This is a genomic window from Lysinibacillus sp. NPDC097162, assembly GCF_044762185.1.
Classification (GTDB): domain Bacteria; phylum Bacillota; class Bacilli; order Bacillales_A; family Planococcaceae; genus Lysinibacillus.
Genome location: NZ_JBIWDT010000001.1, coordinates 1,319,847 through 1,338,047, shown reverse-complemented (window position 1 = coordinate 1,338,047; position 18,201 = coordinate 1,319,847). Strand labels below are relative to the sequence as shown.

General features: G+C 35.9%; 16 protein-coding genes and 1 other annotated feature. Of the genes, 3 read left to right on the top strand and 13 right to left on the bottom strand.

The window, feature by feature from the left end:
• The first annotated feature begins 242 nt into the window (after nt 1–242).
• Nucleotides 243–638, top strand: a complete 396-nt coding sequence (locus ACIQXW_RS06745) for a hypothetical protein (RefSeq protein WP_402760647.1) — start codon at nt 243–245, stop codon at nt 636–638.
• On the opposite strand, the gene ACIQXW_RS06740 is transcribed toward ACIQXW_RS06745, so the two are convergent.
• From ACIQXW_RS06740 to ACIQXW_RS06705, 8 genes are all read right to left on the bottom strand, one after another.
• Nucleotides 616–1,068, bottom strand: a complete 453-nt coding sequence (locus ACIQXW_RS06740) for a hypothetical protein (RefSeq protein WP_402760645.1) — start codon at nt 1,066–1,068, stop codon at nt 616–618. The genes ACIQXW_RS06745 and ACIQXW_RS06740 overlap by 23 nt on opposite strands.
• 86 nt (nt 1,069–1,154) lie before the next feature.
• Nucleotides 1,155–1,556: an ATP-binding cassette domain-containing protein gene (locus ACIQXW_RS06735; protein WP_402760643.1), complete on the bottom strand. Its 402-nt coding sequence runs from the start codon at nt 1,554–1,556 to the stop codon at nt 1,155–1,157.
• Between the two features lie 332 nt (nt 1,557–1,888).
• Nucleotides 1,889–4,981 (bottom strand): isoleucine--tRNA ligase, encoded by a 3,093-nt coding sequence (ileS, locus tag ACIQXW_RS06730; RefSeq protein ID WP_402760641.1) that lies wholly within the window; start codon nt 4,979–4,981, stop codon nt 1,889–1,891.
• Nucleotides 4,982–5,036: 55 nt separating this feature from the next.
• Nucleotides 5,037–5,275: a binding site (T-box leader), on the bottom strand.
• A gap of 36 nt (nt 5,276–5,311) precedes the next feature.
• Nucleotides 5,312–6,160 (bottom strand): DUF2785 domain-containing protein, encoded by an 849-nt coding sequence (locus tag ACIQXW_RS06725; RefSeq protein ID WP_401016581.1) that lies wholly within the window; start codon nt 6,158–6,160, stop codon nt 5,312–5,314.
• 33 nt (nt 6,161–6,193) lie between these two features.
• The gene (locus ACIQXW_RS06720) at nt 6,194–6,517 is read right to left on the bottom strand and encodes a hypothetical protein (protein WP_402760640.1); all 324 of its coding nucleotides are present in this window, start codon (nt 6,515–6,517) and stop codon (nt 6,194–6,196) included.
• A 181-nt stretch (nt 6,518–6,698) separates the two neighbouring features.
• Complete coding sequence (locus tag ACIQXW_RS06715) at nt 6,699–7,646, bottom strand: DUF3221 domain-containing protein (protein ID WP_402760638.1); 948 nt, start codon at nt 7,644–7,646, stop codon at nt 6,699–6,701.
• Nucleotides 7,639–8,154: a sigma-70 family RNA polymerase sigma factor gene (locus tag ACIQXW_RS06710; RefSeq protein ID WP_402760636.1), complete on the bottom strand. Its 516-nt coding sequence runs from the start codon at nt 8,152–8,154 to the stop codon at nt 7,639–7,641. The genes ACIQXW_RS06715 and ACIQXW_RS06710 overlap by 8 nt, the downstream gene beginning before the upstream one ends.
• A gap of 66 nt (nt 8,155–8,220) precedes the next feature.
• Nucleotides 8,221–8,664 carry an Lrp/AsnC family transcriptional regulator gene (locus ACIQXW_RS06705; protein WP_402760634.1) on the bottom strand — a complete coding sequence of 148 codons (444 nt, stop codon included), beginning with the start codon at nt 8,662–8,664 and terminating at the stop codon, nt 8,221–8,223.
• Nucleotides 8,665–8,805: 141 nt separating this feature from the next.
• Between ACIQXW_RS06705 and ACIQXW_RS06700 the strand changes: the two genes are divergently transcribed.
• Nucleotides 8,806–9,390: a DJ-1/PfpI family protein gene (locus ACIQXW_RS06700; RefSeq protein ID WP_401016571.1), complete on the top strand. Its 585-nt coding sequence runs from the start codon at nt 8,806–8,808 to the stop codon at nt 9,388–9,390.
• Nucleotides 9,391–9,454: 64 nt separating this feature from the next.
• Here ACIQXW_RS06700 and ACIQXW_RS06695 read toward each other — a convergent pair whose 3' ends face one another.
• The 5 genes from ACIQXW_RS06695 to ACIQXW_RS06675 form a co-directional block, all read right to left on the bottom strand.
• Nucleotides 9,455–10,699, bottom strand: coding sequence for an MFS transporter (locus ACIQXW_RS06695; RefSeq protein WP_402760632.1), 1,245 nt, complete (start codon nt 10,697–10,699; stop codon nt 9,455–9,457).
• A 349-nt stretch (nt 10,700–11,048) separates the two neighbouring features.
• Nucleotides 11,049–11,423, bottom strand: a complete 375-nt coding sequence (locus ACIQXW_RS06690; RefSeq protein WP_402760630.1) for a DoxX family protein — start codon at nt 11,421–11,423, stop codon at nt 11,049–11,051.
• Nucleotides 11,424–11,894: 471 nt separating this feature from the next.
• Nucleotides 11,895–12,368: a MarR family winged helix-turn-helix transcriptional regulator gene (locus ACIQXW_RS06685; RefSeq protein WP_402760628.1), complete on the bottom strand. Its 474-nt coding sequence runs from the start codon at nt 12,366–12,368 to the stop codon at nt 11,895–11,897.
• Nucleotides 12,369–12,521: 153 nt separating this feature from the next.
• Entirely contained in the window at nt 12,522–15,227 is a 2,706-nt protein-coding gene (acnA, locus tag ACIQXW_RS06680) for an aconitate hydratase AcnA (protein ID WP_401016564.1), read from the bottom strand.
• Between the two features lie 340 nt (nt 15,228–15,567).
• Nucleotides 15,568–17,052, bottom strand: a complete 1,485-nt coding sequence (locus ACIQXW_RS06675) for a methyl-accepting chemotaxis protein (RefSeq protein ID WP_402760626.1) — start codon at nt 17,050–17,052, stop codon at nt 15,568–15,570.
• Nucleotides 17,053–17,193: 141 nt separating this feature from the next.
• Here ACIQXW_RS06675 and ACIQXW_RS06670 point away from each other — a divergent pair, with 141 nt between their 5' ends.
• Nucleotides 17,194–18,147 carry an MBL fold metallo-hydrolase gene (locus ACIQXW_RS06670; RefSeq protein WP_402760624.1) on the top strand — a complete coding sequence of 318 codons (954 nt, stop codon included), beginning with the start codon at nt 17,194–17,196 and terminating at the stop codon, nt 18,145–18,147.
• The last annotated feature ends 54 nt before the right edge of the window (nt 18,148–18,201 follow it).

Sequence of the window (18,201 nt, the reverse complement as noted above, 5' to 3'; positions counted from 1 at the left end):
ATTTCATCTTATATTGCTAGAATAAGTTCTGATTTTGCGTCTCAATCTCAATATATCCTTTAATTAAAATTTTCAGAAAAAAGATGATATTATTTTTAAAACCTTTATTTTCTTTTTTTCGTTAACTACATTTAGGGTAAGGTGGTGTTATCTTGAAAAAAGACATAATAAAAGTGGTATTAGTTTTTAGTATTGGTTCGATTTTAGTACTATTGGTTCCTTTTCTATTTTAGTATTTCTGTTTGACAAAGACGAAACAACAAGAAGCATATTATTTTACGCTTCTTGTTGTTTTGAAAAAAGCTCATTTTCTAAATCGTGAATCTATCAGTTATTTTTTAAAACAAGCAATTACTGCGCCAATATTAGCCCCACCTATCGCAAAAACTCCGGCAATACAAGGTACACAAAGTGGTACTACACCACCTGCACAAGCGCCTATGCAAGTTGTTGCTACGATTCTAGCAACAACTAAATCAATTAAAAGTACACTAGAAAGGCAAAGTGCCACTTCTGCTATGCCTCGTGTTTGTATAATATTATTACCTAAAGGAAGATTTTTAGCTTTATCTATGACTTTCTGTACTTCACTGTTGCTTATATATTCTATATCTGTTATTTTTTCATTCCATCAGTAAATACAGAAATTGCAACTGTATTCGTCCGACTCTTTGTTATTAACGTCTCACTATAAGTTAAAATTTCTCCATTTTGAATAATTAGGGTTAAATTGCTTATAGGATTATAGTTACTGGAAGTAATGGGGATTGTTGAAATTGTATAAGTATCATTATCAACAAAAACTTCACCAATTTTAATTTCATCATAATTTAAGTCATTATTTGGAACAGTACTGAGGACGCTTTTATTAGCTATAGCATCAAGTGTTATATCTTTAATTTCCTGAATTTTAATAGGATTTTTTACAATCGTTATCATTTGTGCAGTTTGACTTAAATTAGCAAAGTCATTAGTTTGAGCATTTGTCTCCAAGATTGAACTAGATAATGCAAATACAAAAAGTATTAACACCACCATTACTTTAATAGCTTTATGGCATTTTTTCATTTTAATCTCTCCTTCTCAATTTTTTAGAAGTCTCACCTATATCCCTATTACCTTCAGGATTAAGTCCATTACAGGTTCATCTAAAATTAATAAATCTGGGTTAAAATTAAAGCTAATGCTAGGCCCAATCTTTGTTTCATTCCTAAAGAAAATTCAGAGAAAAGTATTTTATTATTAGTATGTTCTACTAACTTAAGTATTTCGGCAATTTTCTCCGTATTGGTTCTCATTTCTCTAAAAAAAGCAGGCCGTTCAATCAAAGCACCTATACTATGATGCCTTTTTTCTGAATAGCTATATAATAATTGCCCTTTAGTTGCTGTTATTTGTCCCGTCATTATTTTAAACAAAGTTGATTTCCCTGCCCCATTTTTACCAATAACAGCACAAATTTCGCCGGCATTTATTTTAAAGCTGATGTCACCTAGAATAACATTCTCTTTATATTCCTTACTTATATTTTCTACTTTTATTAATTTGAATGACATTCTCCTCACCCTCTTTGAAAATGAATATTATTTTTATAATTAGTATAAAATGACTTTTGCAAGATGAAAAGTATATATTTTTTGAATATTTTGTTAACTAAAATGATATTATTCGTAGGATGAGACATCTTGAAAACGATTAATTATTAATATCCTAAAGTGGCAAGGCTATTTATCGGTGGAATATCTTTATAGTCTTAGGTTTTTCTCAAGGTTTAATCTTCTTTCTAATAGGGGCAATTTTATGCGTTATTATTTCAAATAAAAATAATAAGAAAAGCCGATTAAAAGATTTTAGCGCTTCTTTTAATCGACTTTTCCAAAACTATATATTAGAAATTAAAAGTAATCTCGATTTCCTTATCAAACAATTTCGCCTGAATGACATTTTCTCCTGTTTTCACTTCCCCGAATAAAATGTCATTTAACAATACATTAGCTTTCAATAATGCAGTATAGTGTTGGATGATTTTCTCAGTTTCAGCATCTGCAGAGATTGAAATCGAAATATATTGTTCAACAGGTAATTGCCATTTTTTTCGTGTATCTTGGATCGTACGTATTAACTCTCTTATTTGCCCTTCCTGAAGTAAGTCATTCGTTAGTTGGGTATTCAGTAAGACACGACATCCATTCTCTTCTGCCAATACATAATGCTCCTTGATGACGGATTCTTTTAACACATGTGATTTTAACAAAGTAAGTTGTTGATGATCAATATCTATTGCAATTGCACCTGTTAACTGTAGTGCCTTTTGCTCTGCTTCACTTAATCGCGTAACATAATCTTTTACTTTATGCACTTGTGATCCAAATGCTGCACCAGCTGTTTTGTAGTTTAGTTTGTAGTGAATGGTTTCATAAGCAGTAAAGTCCTGTGTCCACTTACATTCCTTCACATTTAATTCATCTCGAATAATATCATTATACTGAGCATAATCTTCCACTTCTCCAACTACTGACATCACCATTTCCTTTAATGGCTGCTTCACTTTAAGTCCTTCACTATTACGAATACTTCGACCAAGTTCAACTACTGCAAGAACATTTGCCATTTGTTGTTCAAGATGTTGGTCTAGTATTTTTGCATCGTACTTCGGATAGTCTTGTAAATGAACACTTTCACCACATAAACTTCTGTATACATCTTCTGCAAGAAAAGGCGTAAATGGTGCAAGCAGTTTACTTACAGTTGTCAGCACTTCGTACAATGTACTGAAGGCACCACGTTTATCGTCTGATAAACCGTTTGCCCAAAAACGAGTGCGTGACCGACGTATATACCAATTGCTTAGCTCTTCAACAAGTTTGCCAATTTCCCTTGTAGCTTGTGTCATTTGAAAATCATCCATATATTTTGTCACAAGCTGAATCGTATGGTGTAACCGGGATTTTATCCAATTATCTAATTTCGTCCGTTTACCAGTTTTTTTAGCATCGTATTGAAAGCCATCTATATCCGCATACAACTGATAAAATTTAAATGTATTATCGAATGTATCAACGAGTTTGGACTTTGCCTCCATCACAATTTTCTTAGAAAACCGCTTCGAATTCCAAGGTGAACTATCCACTAAAAATGCCCATCGTAAAGCATCCGCACCATACTGTTGGATTAATTCAACTGGCTCTAATGCATTGCCTTTACTTTTCGACATTTTTTGTCCGTGCTCATCTAATACATGTCCTAAGGACAACACATTTTTGTATGGCGCTTTCCCTGTAAATAATGTGGATACTGCTAATAAACTGTAGAAAAAGCCGCGTGTCTGATCGATGCCTTCTATGACAACATCTGCAGGAAACTGATTGGAAAATGCATCAACATTATCAAATGGATAATGATGCTGAGCGAACGGCATTGAGCCACTATCGAACCATACATCAATCACTTCAGGTGTACGTTGCATATCCCCTTGACATGATGGACAACTACAAATTACGTCATCGATATATGGTTTGTGCAGTTCCATGTTTTCGTCCAATGCTTCTTTTGCTAGTTTATTTAGCGCAGCAATACTATTTGGCGCTTCTTCATGACCACATGTCTCACAAACCCATATATTTAACGGTGTACCCCAGTAGCGATTTCTGCTAATGTTCCAGTCTACGATGTTTTCTAAGAAATTGCCAAAACGTCCGTGTTTAATATGGTCAGGATACCATGTTACTTGTTCATTATTTTGTAGGATTTGATCTTTTAATGCCGACATTTTGATAAACCAGCTATCTGTTGCATAGTAAAGTAGCGGTGAATCACAGCGCCAGCAATAAGGATAGCTATGTTCATATTTTTCTTTAGCAAACAGCATCCCTTTTTCCGCAAGCATTTTGATGATATCGACATCGCAGTCTTTGACGAACTTACCTGTAAGCTCCGGCACTTCTTCTGTATAGCAACCTTTGACATCCACCACATTGACAAAAGAAAGCTGGTGTTGTTGCACAGTTTTATAGTCATCTTCGCCATATGCCGGAGCAGTATGCACAATGCCTGTTCCACTTTGATCCGTTACATAGTCTGCTAATACGACAACATGGCCTTTTTCAACTGTTACATATGAAAATGGCGGCTGATAGGCAACACCTGCAAAGTCTTGACCTAAATGCTCACTTAACACTTCAACAGGTGCAGAAAATACTTTATCAACAAGTGTTTTAGCAAGGATATAAATGGTATTGTCATGTTTTACTCTAACGTATGTGATATGTGGATTCATGGCCAACGCTACATTGGCTGGCAATGTCCATGGCGTCGTCGTCCAACCAAGAAAATATTCGTCCTTGTCTTTTCGTTTAAACATCGCTGTTACCGATAAATCTTTTACATCCTTATAACCTTGTGCTACTTCATGAGAGCTTAAAGACGTTTGGCAACTTGGGCAATAAGGGGACACACGATGCCCTTTATATAAAAGCCTTTCCTGATGCACATGACTTAAAATATGCCATACAGATTCTATATACTCATTACTTAACGTTAGATAAGGATCATCCAAGTCAATCCAATAGCCTAATTGTTCGGTAAACGTACGCCATTTCTTTTCGTACGTAAAAACGCTACCTTTACATTCCTTAATAAATTGTTCTACACCATAGTTTTCAATTTCTTGTTTACCGGATATCCCTAATTTTTTCTCCACACCTAATTCTACAGGTAACCCATGTGTATCCCAACCAGCTTTTCGTTCAACGTAGAAACCTTGCATTGTTTTATAACGTGCCACCACATCTTTAATCGTTCTGCCAAAAGCGTGACCGACGTGTGGTAAGCCATTTGCTGTAGGTGGTCCTTCGTAAAATACAAAGGGCTTACTAGCAGAACGATTTTTAACGGATGCTTGAAACGTTCTCTCTTCCTCCCATATTTTACGAACTCTTTTCTCTCTCTCTACAGTTGTCTCTTTGTTTTTTTCGACTTGCATTTAATCTCCTCCTATACAGTAGTGTATAAAAGGCATACAAAAAACCCCGTCCCAAGTAAGGGACGGGGTTAACCGCGAATACCACCCTAATTCTATTGAAAACCGCTCAATAGCACTCAGCAACGTACAATCATACGTGTTCTTTTTAACGGTAGACACCCGAATTAGCTTACTCATTTCAGCTAATCTTCTCAGAGAGGATCTTCATGAAACATTTGCACACCGACTTCCACCATACTGTCGGCTCTCTGTAGAACAAAATGCAACATTACTCTTTCTCATCAACGAATTTGTATGCTTTTATTGTCACTCATCTTAACAAACTGCCATTTACTTGTCAATATTCAGACAATCTACGACGCTTTGATGAAGTACCGCATATTGAGGATTGTCAGTTGTTTTAATATAAAAACTTTTTAATAGTGTTTTCCAGTTAAATCGTACTATTCGATAGTGCTGTACATCAAGCTGTTCCTTTTGAGCAGCCAACGTTGCCATCGTTTCATTTAATAATGCGATAACTTCTTGCTGCTGCAAACCTTGTTCCAGCATTGTAAAAATAGGTACTAATAGCCTTTCATCCTCATCATGAATGAATGCATAATTTGTTTGCAACATCATGTTCCATAAAGGCCTTAAAATATCCATAAAAGAAGCTTTCTTGAATTTCGGGCTTTTCACTAATTCATCTACAGCGTCTGACGCATGTGCCACACTATGAGCCCACCCTTTTACAGGTATATAGCCTCTTACATCTTTTTCAGCCAATAAATAAGTGCTGAACCTATTTGTCAGTTCCTCGATTTTGTGCACTTCTATAAAATCAGCTTCATTATCTTTTGCTAATATTAGTGCGATTAGTAACAAAGTAAACGTTCTAGTAAAAACTGAATCTGAATTATCTTCTCCAATGCCTTCACATAATAAAACAGTTAAACAGTAGTCCAACGTGTCGCTTAATATGGCATGATCTAATAAATTTCTTTCTAAAATCATTGTATAGAAGGAACCGTAGATTAAACCGTCTCGCAGTTCGCTATCTACCGAACCAATATGTGCAAGCATTGACTGAATGAGTATTTGTTGATCTGCTTGTTGCCAGGCATTACTGTCATTTAGGAATGCTTGAAGTTCACGTTTCAAATCAACTTCACTTAATAATTTTTCATGTAATATCATATGTAATCATTTCTCCTTTTGTTTTCAACTTCTTTAGTCTTGATTTAAATGCCATAATTTTTCCAATGAGATGTCCGCTAATTTATAGCCATACTTCTCAACTAGCAAACGATCAATAGCGATTTCTGGTTGCTCGATATAAAATTTTGTTATTACATCACAATGCGCAAGTGCTAAATGCTCTGTTAATTGCTTTGCCAAATCCGCTAATGGCTCAATATGCTCGTCTTGTACTTCACTTTCAGAATAAATGCTAGTGGATATATAATTAGTCCGTTGCTCCTCTTCAAACATGAAAAATTCAGGTATATCCAATTCTTCAATTGTCGCCTGTCTTCTTTCATCAATGATAACCAAACTATAATGAACGCGTTAAATACGTATTGTCCAGGCTTCTAAATCTGTTAACCTTAATGTCCGTTCGAAATAATCAATCAATGATAAAGCCCCTTTTTCATTTTTATACAGTAACTTACAATAATTGTACCTTAATCCAAATGAAAAAACAGCTTATACTTGTAAGCTGTTTTAGGGGTTCCTATTCTGAAATTTCGATTTCATCCAAATTCGCAACAAAATCGTATTGATTTAATTGTGTTTGTAAACTATAGGTGACATTGACGTTTTGACCGATTGTAATTTTCTGTTGTACCTCAAGAAGAGGAAACCATACGCCATTTGTATGCTTGTTAATCATTTCTTCATTTGATAATCGGCCAATCTCCTCTTGTAATGCACCTGTAACAACTAAAAATCGGTCTTCCTCCATAGCAACAACTGTCCCATATTTGTATTGTGTAGACATGTTAGGTTTAGACACGTTGTATTTGTTTTCTAAATAAGCAATTTGTTGGCCATATTTAGCAGTGAAATAATCCATCGCTTCTTTTTTCACTGCAAAGTAAGCATGCAATTGGTAACTATTTTCGTATTTTCGGTAATATTCCTTCATTAGTTCTGCTTGGGCAAACCATTTAAGTGCATTTGCTTTGTAATATTTATCGAAAAATTCATCTAATGTTAGATTGAGCCTTGTTAAACCGTCTTTAAATACTGCACTCTCTTTATATGACTTTACTAATTTTTCTCTTTCCGCTTGCATCTGTTTAGCAATTGCCTTTTCGCTAAATTTGATGTTTTTACTTTCTGCATAGACATAATAAGCATCCAATTCGAATAATGTTTGAAAAGTCATATTAATAGATTCTTGGCTTTCATTTGCATCAATTGCTTCTTGAAGAACCATATCATATATTTTTTCATCTAATATTGGTACAGCATTTGCAGATAACTTGTCCCCGTTGTTGACTTGTGCATATACAAATAAGCCTATACATACTGTCAGAATCAAGGTAAACATACTATACTGCCACCGTCTAGATTGTTTGGGTATTGCGCGTTGTTCTATCTTCCCCACTACATTTGTCATGACACGATTTTTACTAGCTTGTAAGTCTTTTAAAGCTTCTACTTCGTATTTACTCATGTAGCAACACCTCCCATTCAATATGCTGTAGCTTTGGCTTTAATAATTCACGTCCCCTACGTAGCCTTGTTTTCACTGTACTTTCAGGAATACTTAGAAGCTTGCCAATCTCCGCAATGGGCATTTCCTCAAAGTAAAAGTAACTGAGTACCTCCCGTTGCTTTAATGGTAGTGCGAATATGGCAGTTTCAATTAATGTTTGCTCATCTTGCTGTACGAGCATGTCCCTTTTCTCAATCGTTTGCTTAGTGAAAATTTTCTGTTGCACTTGTACTTTTCGATAGCTCCAACTGCGTAAATAATCTTTACTTTTGTTAATGACAAGCCTCGATAAATACGCCTTTAGCTCTCCGCGCTCTTCATATTCATGTTGATTGTCGTAAAACTTAATAAAGACATCTTGTACAATATCCTCTGCTTCCTGTAAATCTTTTACATAATAATAAGCAAGACGAATAAGTCGTTCCGTATGTAGCTCCATTATTTCTTCTAGTTCCTTTACTAGCAACGTCTCTCCTCCCTTCTCTACCTTATAAACGGTGCTCAAGATACAAAGGTTTGTTTTTAAAGGAAATTATTGTTGGTTTCCATCGAAATAAGGAAGAATCATTGGTTTTTCATTGGAAGACAGCACAATATTTGTAGAAGGTGTACCGTATGGCATTGCCTCATCAATAAACTGTTCTAGTGTTTCAACTGAGTATGTTGCAAGTTTGACAATATAGCTAATTTCGCCAGCTACCCGATAACACTCAAGGACATCTGGATGGGCATTACAAAAATTTGAAAGACTTTTACAATCGATTGACTTAAACAAAATAATAGCCTGAATAGATCGATCCATTTTCTTTAAGTTCACTTTCGTTGTATAACCTTCGATACTCCCTTGCTCTTCTAGCTTTTTAACACGTTCTATTACAGCTGGAGATGACAAATGAACGTTTTTCGCTAATTCTTTCATTGAAATTTTTGCATTTAACTGTAATTGGCGCAAAATTTCCGTATCAATTTTATCCATTAGAATCCACCTTTTTTTATAAATTGATTTTCTAAAAATTCCTTTGAATATTAAGAAAATACTCTTATTTACATTATATAGTGTATGTAATTAAATCACTTCATTTATTACAATTAAATCTATAAAGGAGGCATAAACTACATGAAAAAAATATTATTACTTTTAGCAAATGGCTTTGAGGCTGTAGAAGCAAGTGTCTTTACAGATGTGCTAGGCTGGAATAAATGGGAGGGCGATGGTACAACAGAAGTCGTTACTGTTGGATTACATAAACAGCTACAATGTACATGGAATTTTCAGGTCACACCAGAAAAATTGCTACATGAAATTGCACTAGAGGATTTTGATGCGCTTGCGATTCCTGGAGGCTTTGAGGAAGCGGGTTTTTATGAGGATGCTTTTAGTGAAGAATTCCAGCGAGTTATTCGTCACTTTAACGATTTTAAAAAACCAATTGCGACTATATGTGTAGCTTCTCTTGCTCTAGGACATTGTGGCATATTACAAAATAAAAAGGCGACAACCTACAATCATCCAACAAGTAAACGATTAGAGCAGCTCCGTTCTTATGGAGTAAATATTGTCAACGAACGAATTGTACACACAGAACACATTATTACATCATCGAACCCAGGCACTGCTTTCGATGTTGCCTTTGGTTTGCTTGAAATGCTAACAACATCTGAAAATACACTGAGAGTAAAAGATTTAATGGGATTTAACTAACACAAAAGGGTTTCAGAGCGCTCTGAAGCCCTTTTTTAAGAAGCTTACTTTTGTTTATTAGGCTTTACCCCATCGATAGTTTTTCAAGCTTGTTTTTATACAATACGACTATTGCTGCTGTAATAAGAACCATCCCCATAAAAGCAGGAGCTGTATGGCCAAGTAATACATAGATTTGACCTCCAATGATTGGTCCAATTATTCTTGCTAAAGCTTGAATTGATTGGCTAGCTCCTTGAATTCTGCCTTGCTCACTCGAATCGACTGACTTCGAGAGCATTCCATTGAAAGAAGGTCCAAAAATCGAATCGCCAAATCCAAATAGAAACATTCCAGCGATTAAAAGAGGATAAAAGGTAAATAAAGCCGATGCTGCAATGAGACTGTAGCCTAAAATCTCCGATAACATTCCTACAATTGCAATCTGTTGATCACTAAATCTTTTCAATAGCTTTGGCATTATGAAGCCTTGTGAAATGATGTCTTGCAAGCCCATAATTGAAAACATAAGCCCTATTAGCGCAGGCTTCCAACTGAAAGTATCCATTGTAAATTGTGAAAAAATTGCTTGTAACGATCCGTTCGGTATCCAAAGTAAAAATGCTGAGACAAGTAGTCTGTTTAAGTTTTTTATAGAAAGTACATTTGCAAGCTGGATAAATGGATTTAATCTAGAAAAGGTAATCTCTTTTAATCTATTTTTCTTGTTCAAGCTTTCAGGCATAAAAAAGAATCCGTAAACAACATTCAATAAAGTGATAATTGCGCCAAAGTACATCGGTGCAGAATAATCAAACTTGGCAAGTAATCCCCCCAACGTTGGACCAATGATGGTACCAACACCTACAACGGCACTAACCCATCCAAAGTATTTGGTTCTCTGCTCTGGAGGAATGATGTCTGCAAAATAAGCGAAGATTGTACTAATACTTCCTCCTGTAACCCCTTCTATTATACGCCCAACAAATAGTATCCATAGAGCGCCACCTATGCCAAAAACGAAGTAGCCCATTGCGGAACCTAAAAGGCATAATAGAAGCAATGGACGGCGACCATATTTGTCACTTAAAGCGCCAAGTGCAGGGGCTGTGAAAAATACGCAAACTGCATATACAGAGGTCAGCAATGTCACAACTACTGCTTGTTCTCCTTGACTACTCGTATATGGCTGCACTAAAAATGGAACGATAGGTATTATAATACTGAAGCCTATTCCGCAAAGAAACACCGAGATAAGGCCGAATATTAATGCGTGTTTATCTATGGTTTGTTCTGTACTTATTTCATTGTGTGATTTAAAGTTTGACATGTGAATTCTCTCCTTGAACGTTATTATTTTATTTCCTAGGAAACAAAATAATAACACCGTTTTGTTTCTTAGTCAACAAAAAACAAGAAAAAGAAATGCAAGACAAACTGGAATAGAGGGCTTCTCTATTTACGCTATATATAATTCTTATTGTTTAAAGAAAACCTATTTTAATATTATCAATCTCGAAAAAAATCCCCCTAAAATGGCAACCAAAAAAATGCAGACCGATTTAACTTTGGACGGACTGCATTTAGTATTATCTTTCATATTTAATTTTCTACTACCTGTTCTTAATTTAATGATTCCTTTAAATCAAGAACCAGAACCGTTTCATTTCTATTGCTTATTATTTAAAACCAGGAAAATTTAAAAGTGCAGAAATGTTGTTTATAAATAAGAAAATTGCCATTACACCTATTACTATAATCATTAGCATATTTTTAAATGAATCTTTAATGCGTACCTGTGCTAAAACGCCGCAGATTGCTGTACCTGCAATTAGAAGTGCTCCTACTGCAAGCCAACTAGCATCCCAATAACCGATAATTAGAGCGACTGCTGAAATGAGTTCGATGACACCTGTGATTACTCGAAACCATTGTGGTAATCTCAATTTATTAAATTCTTCAATAGGTGTTTTAGCACCCCTCAACTTCCCGAAACTTGCCATAAAAAACATAAGCATCAATAAGGTCTGAAAAATAATCGATACAATATTCATGTTCAAACTCCCCTTTTCCCTCAATTTAATATTATTTTGCTTTGTTAGAAACACTGATCCAATCGGAGAATGATCATCTCATTGCATTAGTTTCTAATAATTTTGGACAACTCGATTATCATTTCACTCCTTTAAATGTTGTAGCCATTTCATAATGTTCACTTATAAGGTAGAAACCTCTTCCATTAGGACCTTACAATCTGTTGCGGTTCGTTAAGTTTTTAAATTCCTTCACTACATTGAGAAAAGTAATTCGTCTTCATACTGTTGGCGATTGTATCCAGTGTACCTTAGCATATCGCTACCTTTAATATAGAGCCGCGTTGAACTAAATCCGGACTTAACACTTTTTTTGTTTCCTAAGAAATAAAATAATAACATAATTTTGTTTCCTGTTCAACAATAAAATAATCATAATAAAAAAGCAACCTTTTTCTTGATAGAATGAGGCTACTTTTTTGTAATCCGAACTTATTCCTGCTTCAAATCTTTATCTTGTTTCTTTATTTCTGCATCCAAATGCGCCCGATACTTTTCTACAAAGCTAAGCATACTATCTAATTGAGCATCAGTTATCTGGTCAAAGACGATCTTATCACGCTCTCGAAACTCTTTGTGGAGCTCCTCATGAATATTAAAAATTACTTTTCCTTGTACAGTAAGTTTAAAATAGATTTCTTTTTTGTTATCCGCCTTTTGATAGCTTTCAATAAGGCCCTTTTTTATAAGTTTCTTCGTTAATTTACTAATGGCACCGCGCGTCATGTAAAAGAACTCCGCAAGTTTAGTTACATTGGAATCTACATTTTTTTCAATGTATTCGATGCAATGTACCTCTGAAGGTGTATGCCCTTTAAGGCTTTCTTCCATCTTATCTTTATTAAGCCAAACCATTTTGTTATATAAGTCCCGAAATCCCATTATAATTTGTTCTTCTTTGTTCATGGTCAGCCGCCCTCCTACTCGTTGGTGCATTAACAATATTATAGTAAATTTTTGTTTCTACTTCAACAATATTAGAGAGCACTTTAACATCGATGTTCCGCCAATGCCGCAAAAAAAAACCGACCTCCTAAGAGATCGGTTTTGATAAAATAATTATTCAGCAGCTTTCGCGCGAAGAACCATTTGTAGGATACCACCGTGACGGTAGTAGTCTACTTCTACTTCTGAGTCGAAACGAGCTAAAGCTTGGAAAGTTTTAACTGTACCGTCTTCAGATTTAGCAGTAACTGTTAAGATATCACGTGGTTTTACGTTGTCAGTAATGTTTACAGAGATTTCTTCTTTACCAGTTAAACCTAGAGAATCAGCAGATTCACCGTTTAAGTATTGTAAAGGAAGAACACCCATCATTACTAAGTTAGAACGGTGGATACGCTCGTAAGATTGTGCGATAACAGTTTTCACGCCAAGTAGGAATGTACCTTTCGCAGCCCAGTCACGAGAAGAACCCATACCGTAGTCATTACCAGCAAGTACGACTAAGCCAGTACCTTGCTCTTGGTATTTCATACATGCGTCATAGATGTACTCTACGTCGCCTGTTGGCCAGTAAGTAGTGAATCCACCTTCTGTACCAGGAGCTACTTGGTTACGGATACGGATGTTTGCAAATGTACCACGCATCATAACTTCGTGGTTACCACGACGAGAACCATATGAGTTGAAGTCACGGATTGCAACACCGTTTTCGATTAAATATTTACCTGCAGGTGTATCTTTACCGATTGCACCAGCTGGAGAAATATGGTCAGTTGTAATTGAGTCACCGAACTTCGCCATAATGCGTAAGCCGTCTAAGCCTTTGATAGCTTCTGGCTCTTTAGCAAGACCTTGGAAGAATGGTGGGTTTTGAATGTAAGTTGATTTGTCATCAAATGTGTATAGAGACTCAGTTGATGTTTCAATTTCATTCCATTTTTCGTTCGCTGTAAATACAGTTTCGTATTCTTTTTGGAATAATTCACGGTTAACTACAGTACCTAATACTGCGTTAACTTCTTCAGTTGCAGGCCAGATATCAGCGAAGTATACTTCGTTACCATCTTTGTCTTTACCGAATGAATCTTTTTGTAGGTCGATATCCACTGTACCAGCAAGTGCATAAGCAACAACAAGTGGTGGTGAAGCTAAGTAGTTAGCTTTTACAAGTGGGTGTACACGGCCTTCGAAGTTACGGTTACCAGAAAGAACAGACGTTACGAATAAGTCGTTGTCTTTGATAGCATCTTCGATTTCAGGAAGTAATGGACCTGAGTTACCGATACATGTTGTACAGCCGTAACCTACTGTGTTGAAACCGATTTGGTCAAGGTACGTTTGTAAACCTGAATCTTCAAGGTAACCAGTTACAACTTTAGAACCTGGTGCTAAAGAAGTTTTTACCCATTTAGGTACAGTTAGACCTTTTTCTACAGCTTTTTTCGCAACTAAACCAGCAGCGATTAATACGTATGGGTTAGATGTATTTGTACAAGAAGTGATTGCAGCGATTGCTACAGCACCTGTTGGGATTTCTACATCACCTTCAGCAAATTTAGCTACAGAAGTTTTTTCGAATTCAGCTTCAGTTAAACCGAAACCTTGAGTACCTTGTGGAGCCACTACTGCTTCTTTATAACGAGAACGCATTTGAGATAGTGGAATTAAGTCTTGTGGACGTTTAGGACCAGAAAGGTTTGGTTCGATTTCATCTAAGTTTACTTCTAATACATCAGTGTAAACTGGCTCTAATGTTGGATCAAAGAACATGTGGTTAGCTTTTAAGTAAGCTTCTACAACCGCGATGTGCTCTTCGTCACGACCAGTTAAACGCATGTAGTTTAATGATTCTTCGTCAATTGCGAAGTAACCACATGTAGCACCATATTCAGGAGCCATGTTAGAAATTGTAGCACGGTCAGCTAGTGGTAATTTAGATACGCCAGGTCCGAAGAACTCAACGAATTTACCAACTACGCCACGTTGACGTAAAACTTGTGTAACTTTTAATGCTAAGTCAGTAGCTGTAGTTCCGTTTGGAAGATCGCCAACTAATTTAACACCGATAACTTCTGGGATTGGGAAGTATGAAGGTTGACCAAGCATACCTGCTTCAGCTTCGATACCACCAACACCCCATCCAAGAACGCCGATACCGTTGATCATTGTTGTATGTGAGTCAGTACCTACTACTGAATCTGGGAATGTTTCGAATGTACCGTCAGCATTTTCGTTTACGTGTACAACTGGAGCTAAGTACTCTAAGTTTACTTGGTGAACGATACCAGTTGCTGGTGGTACAGCACGGAAATTATTGTAAGCAGTTTGAGCCCATTTTAAGAAATTATAACGCTCAGCGTTACGTTCGAATTCAAGGTCCATGTTTGCTTGTAATGCAGATGCATTACCGTATTTGTCAACTTGTACTGAGTGGTCAATTACAAGGTCAACTGGAATAGCAGGGTTGATTTTGCTTGGGTCGCCGCCCATTTCTTTCATTGCTGAACGAAGAGATGCAAGGTCAACTACTACTGGTACACCAGTAAAGTCTTGTAATACAACGCGAGAAGGTTTGAATGGTACTTCTGCTTCTGGATCAGCACCGTTACCCCATTTTGCTAACTCGTTTACGTGTTCTTCTTTGATTACATACGCATCATATTGACGTAAAACAGATTCTAATAATACTTTGATTGAGTAAGGAAGGTTTGAAACTTTTGCAACGCCAGCTTTTTCAATCGCAGCTAAGTCGTAGTAATTGTAAGTTTTACCATTAACTTCGAATGATGCACGGCTGTTGTGTAAATTACCTTGTGCCATTTGCGGATCCCCCTAAATATCTTTTTGAAAAGGCCTAATGTAAAGCATCTTTTCTCCACCACCCATGATAGCGTATTTATATTCATAAGTAAATTACATTAATATTATCTTTTTCAATAAGTATTTCTTATGACATTAAATTTAATTCGTTTAATTTACATGAATGAGCGAATTTGTGACGAAAATGACATATTTCGGCCTAATTTATTGTGAACATTTCTTAAAAAAATATTCATATATAGTTTTGAACAATAGCAAAACTATTTGTTTACTATAAAAATACAAGGAATATATCCTTAATGCACCAAAATCTGAGAGGAAAAGTTGTGTTGCAATTATGTTATGTTGCTAACCGTTCATTTGTAACAAGTGATTTCAACCTAATACTAAGTTTTTGGATTTGATCCGTTGTTGTCGTCATCATTTCAAGCATTTGATGTTCATCCTCTACTGAAAGTAAAATCTCACCTGTTGAAGCTGCATTTTCTTCGGTCATCTCATTTAGTTTTTCAATTTGTTGTTGAATTTTTTCAAACTGCTGGATTGCACTACTTAATTCATTCATACCACTTGTTAAATCTGTATTGGTCTTTGCATAAGATTCTTTTAATATATTGAAAAAATGGCTAACTTCCTGCAACAGACTTTCTCCATACTGTAATGCTTTTTCCCCTTCACTTGAACGTTGTTGTGCTTCCGTAGATTTTTCAAATAATGTTTTTGTTACATTTGTAATGCTAACAGTAATGGCAGCACTTTCTTCAGCTAATTTCCGCACCTCATCTGCAACGACAGCAAAACCTTTTCCTTGCTCACCAGCTCTCGCTGCCTCAATAGCCGCGTTTAAAGCTAGTAGATTAGTTTGCTGCGCTATATGATGGATTCCTTTTAATAACGTATCAACGGTTTGCAAACTATGCTGTAGCGCTTGGACTGTATCAGCAGTTGAACACATCGCATTGTTCATGACGCCCATTTGAGCCATCGCTTCTTGCATTTTCCCCCAACCCGCTAACACTTCCTGTTGTAGATCACTTGATTTAGATACAGTATCCTTTGATATTGTAAATGTTTTATTTACAAAGTGTACTGATTGCTTCATAGTGCCGTGAATCACTTGTAAGCTTGATGCCTCTTGTTGAATACTTGCTGCAATATCCTCGGTTGCTTGTAGTATTTGCTTACTTGATCCTGAAATATTATTCATCGTTTGGTGAAATAATGTTGCATGCTCATCTAGTTGATCGCTACTTTGCTCAATTTGATGGAAGGTCGCCTGTAGCTGTTCGAGAGAAATCCTTACTGCATTTTGCTGTGCAGCTGCATGTGTAATAAGTTCATTTCCCCATTTCGCAAGTAGGAAGAAAACGATGATTACCCCATTTGTAATAGCTATAAGTGTAACGAATACAATAATATCGTTAAATGGCCCCAGTAACGATTCTGATTTAAAGATATATAAAATAACAAAGCAACTGTTTAGTATAACCCCATAAGAGACTATTAGCTCCTTTTTAAAATACAACGCAATAATGGCAATTGTGCAAAGCAAAATATAATGTTTGTTTAATGAAAAGCTATCAAGTAAAAACAATGTAAAGACAATACATGTAGGAATCATGCCGAATATAAAACCTTTCACATATGTACGAATTGGTAAAAAGTAATTACATATAGCTAAAGCAATTACCGCTAGACCAATGAATAAAAATACTATACCTTTCGACAGAATCATAGGACCACAAATAAGAATGGCCAAAATTGATATGATTGCTAAATTTACTTGATGAACTTTACGTGTGTCATAGCGGATATTTTTCTCCATTATATCTTTCTCCTTTTTAAAAATGAATGGACATTCAGTTTGTTTTTCCATTATTATATAGTATAACTACTATTTTTTGTAGATAAAAAAGGTATTTTAGAGAAAAAATAGGTTTTTTCAAACTAGGAGGAGATTTATTTGATGGAGCGAACACAAAAAATAGCACCAAACTTTTTTTGCATTGATACAAATGATTTAAATAGGAAGGAACGTACAAGTGCATATTTACTGATTGATGAAAAAATTGCTTTAGTCGAGACATCAGCTAGTCCTTCAGTTCCCTATATAATGGAAGGTTTAAATGAATTGCAAATTACATTAGAAGATATTGATTATGTCATTGTTACTCATATTCATTTAGATCATGCGGGTGGAGCGGGACTTTTCCTTCAAAGCTGCCCAAACGCAAAGTTGGTCGTACACCCGCGTGGCGTATCACATATGGTTGATCCAACTCGTTTAATTGCAAGTGCAAAAGCTGTATATGGTAATGAATTCGAGCGTCTTTTCGACCCAATAGTGCCCATTGCTCCAGAACGAATTATTGAAGCCGGACATGGAGATATATTGTCATTAGGCAGTCAACAGCTAACGTTTTATCATACGGAGGGTCATGCAAAGCACCACGTGTCGATGCATTATTCTGCTACGAATGGATTGTTTGTAGGTGATACTACGGGCGTCCGATATCCAGAGATGGCGGATGAAGCAATTGATTTAATCATCCCTTCTACCTCCCCTAATCAGTACGACCCTGAAACGATGGAAAAATCTATTCAATTATACGAGGAACTAAATGTACATGAATTGTATTTCGGTCATTACGGTGCATATCAAAACCCGACTGAAGCTTATCGGCAAGTACGTTACTGGACACCATTGTTTTTAGCTGAAGGTGAAAAGGCACTAGCAGCGTCTGATACATTTGCAGAACAAGTTAAATTGTTAGATAGAGGATTGCAAACGTTATTACATCATTTTCTACAAGAAAATGGTATAGCAGAAAGCCATCCTGTCTACCAAACGATTCCTTATGATACAATCGTATCGGCCATGGGTATTCTCGACTATCTACAAAAAAAGAAGAACGTCTAACAAAATAAACATAAGAATCTGCAATGTTTCTCCATACTATTTTGAGAAATATTG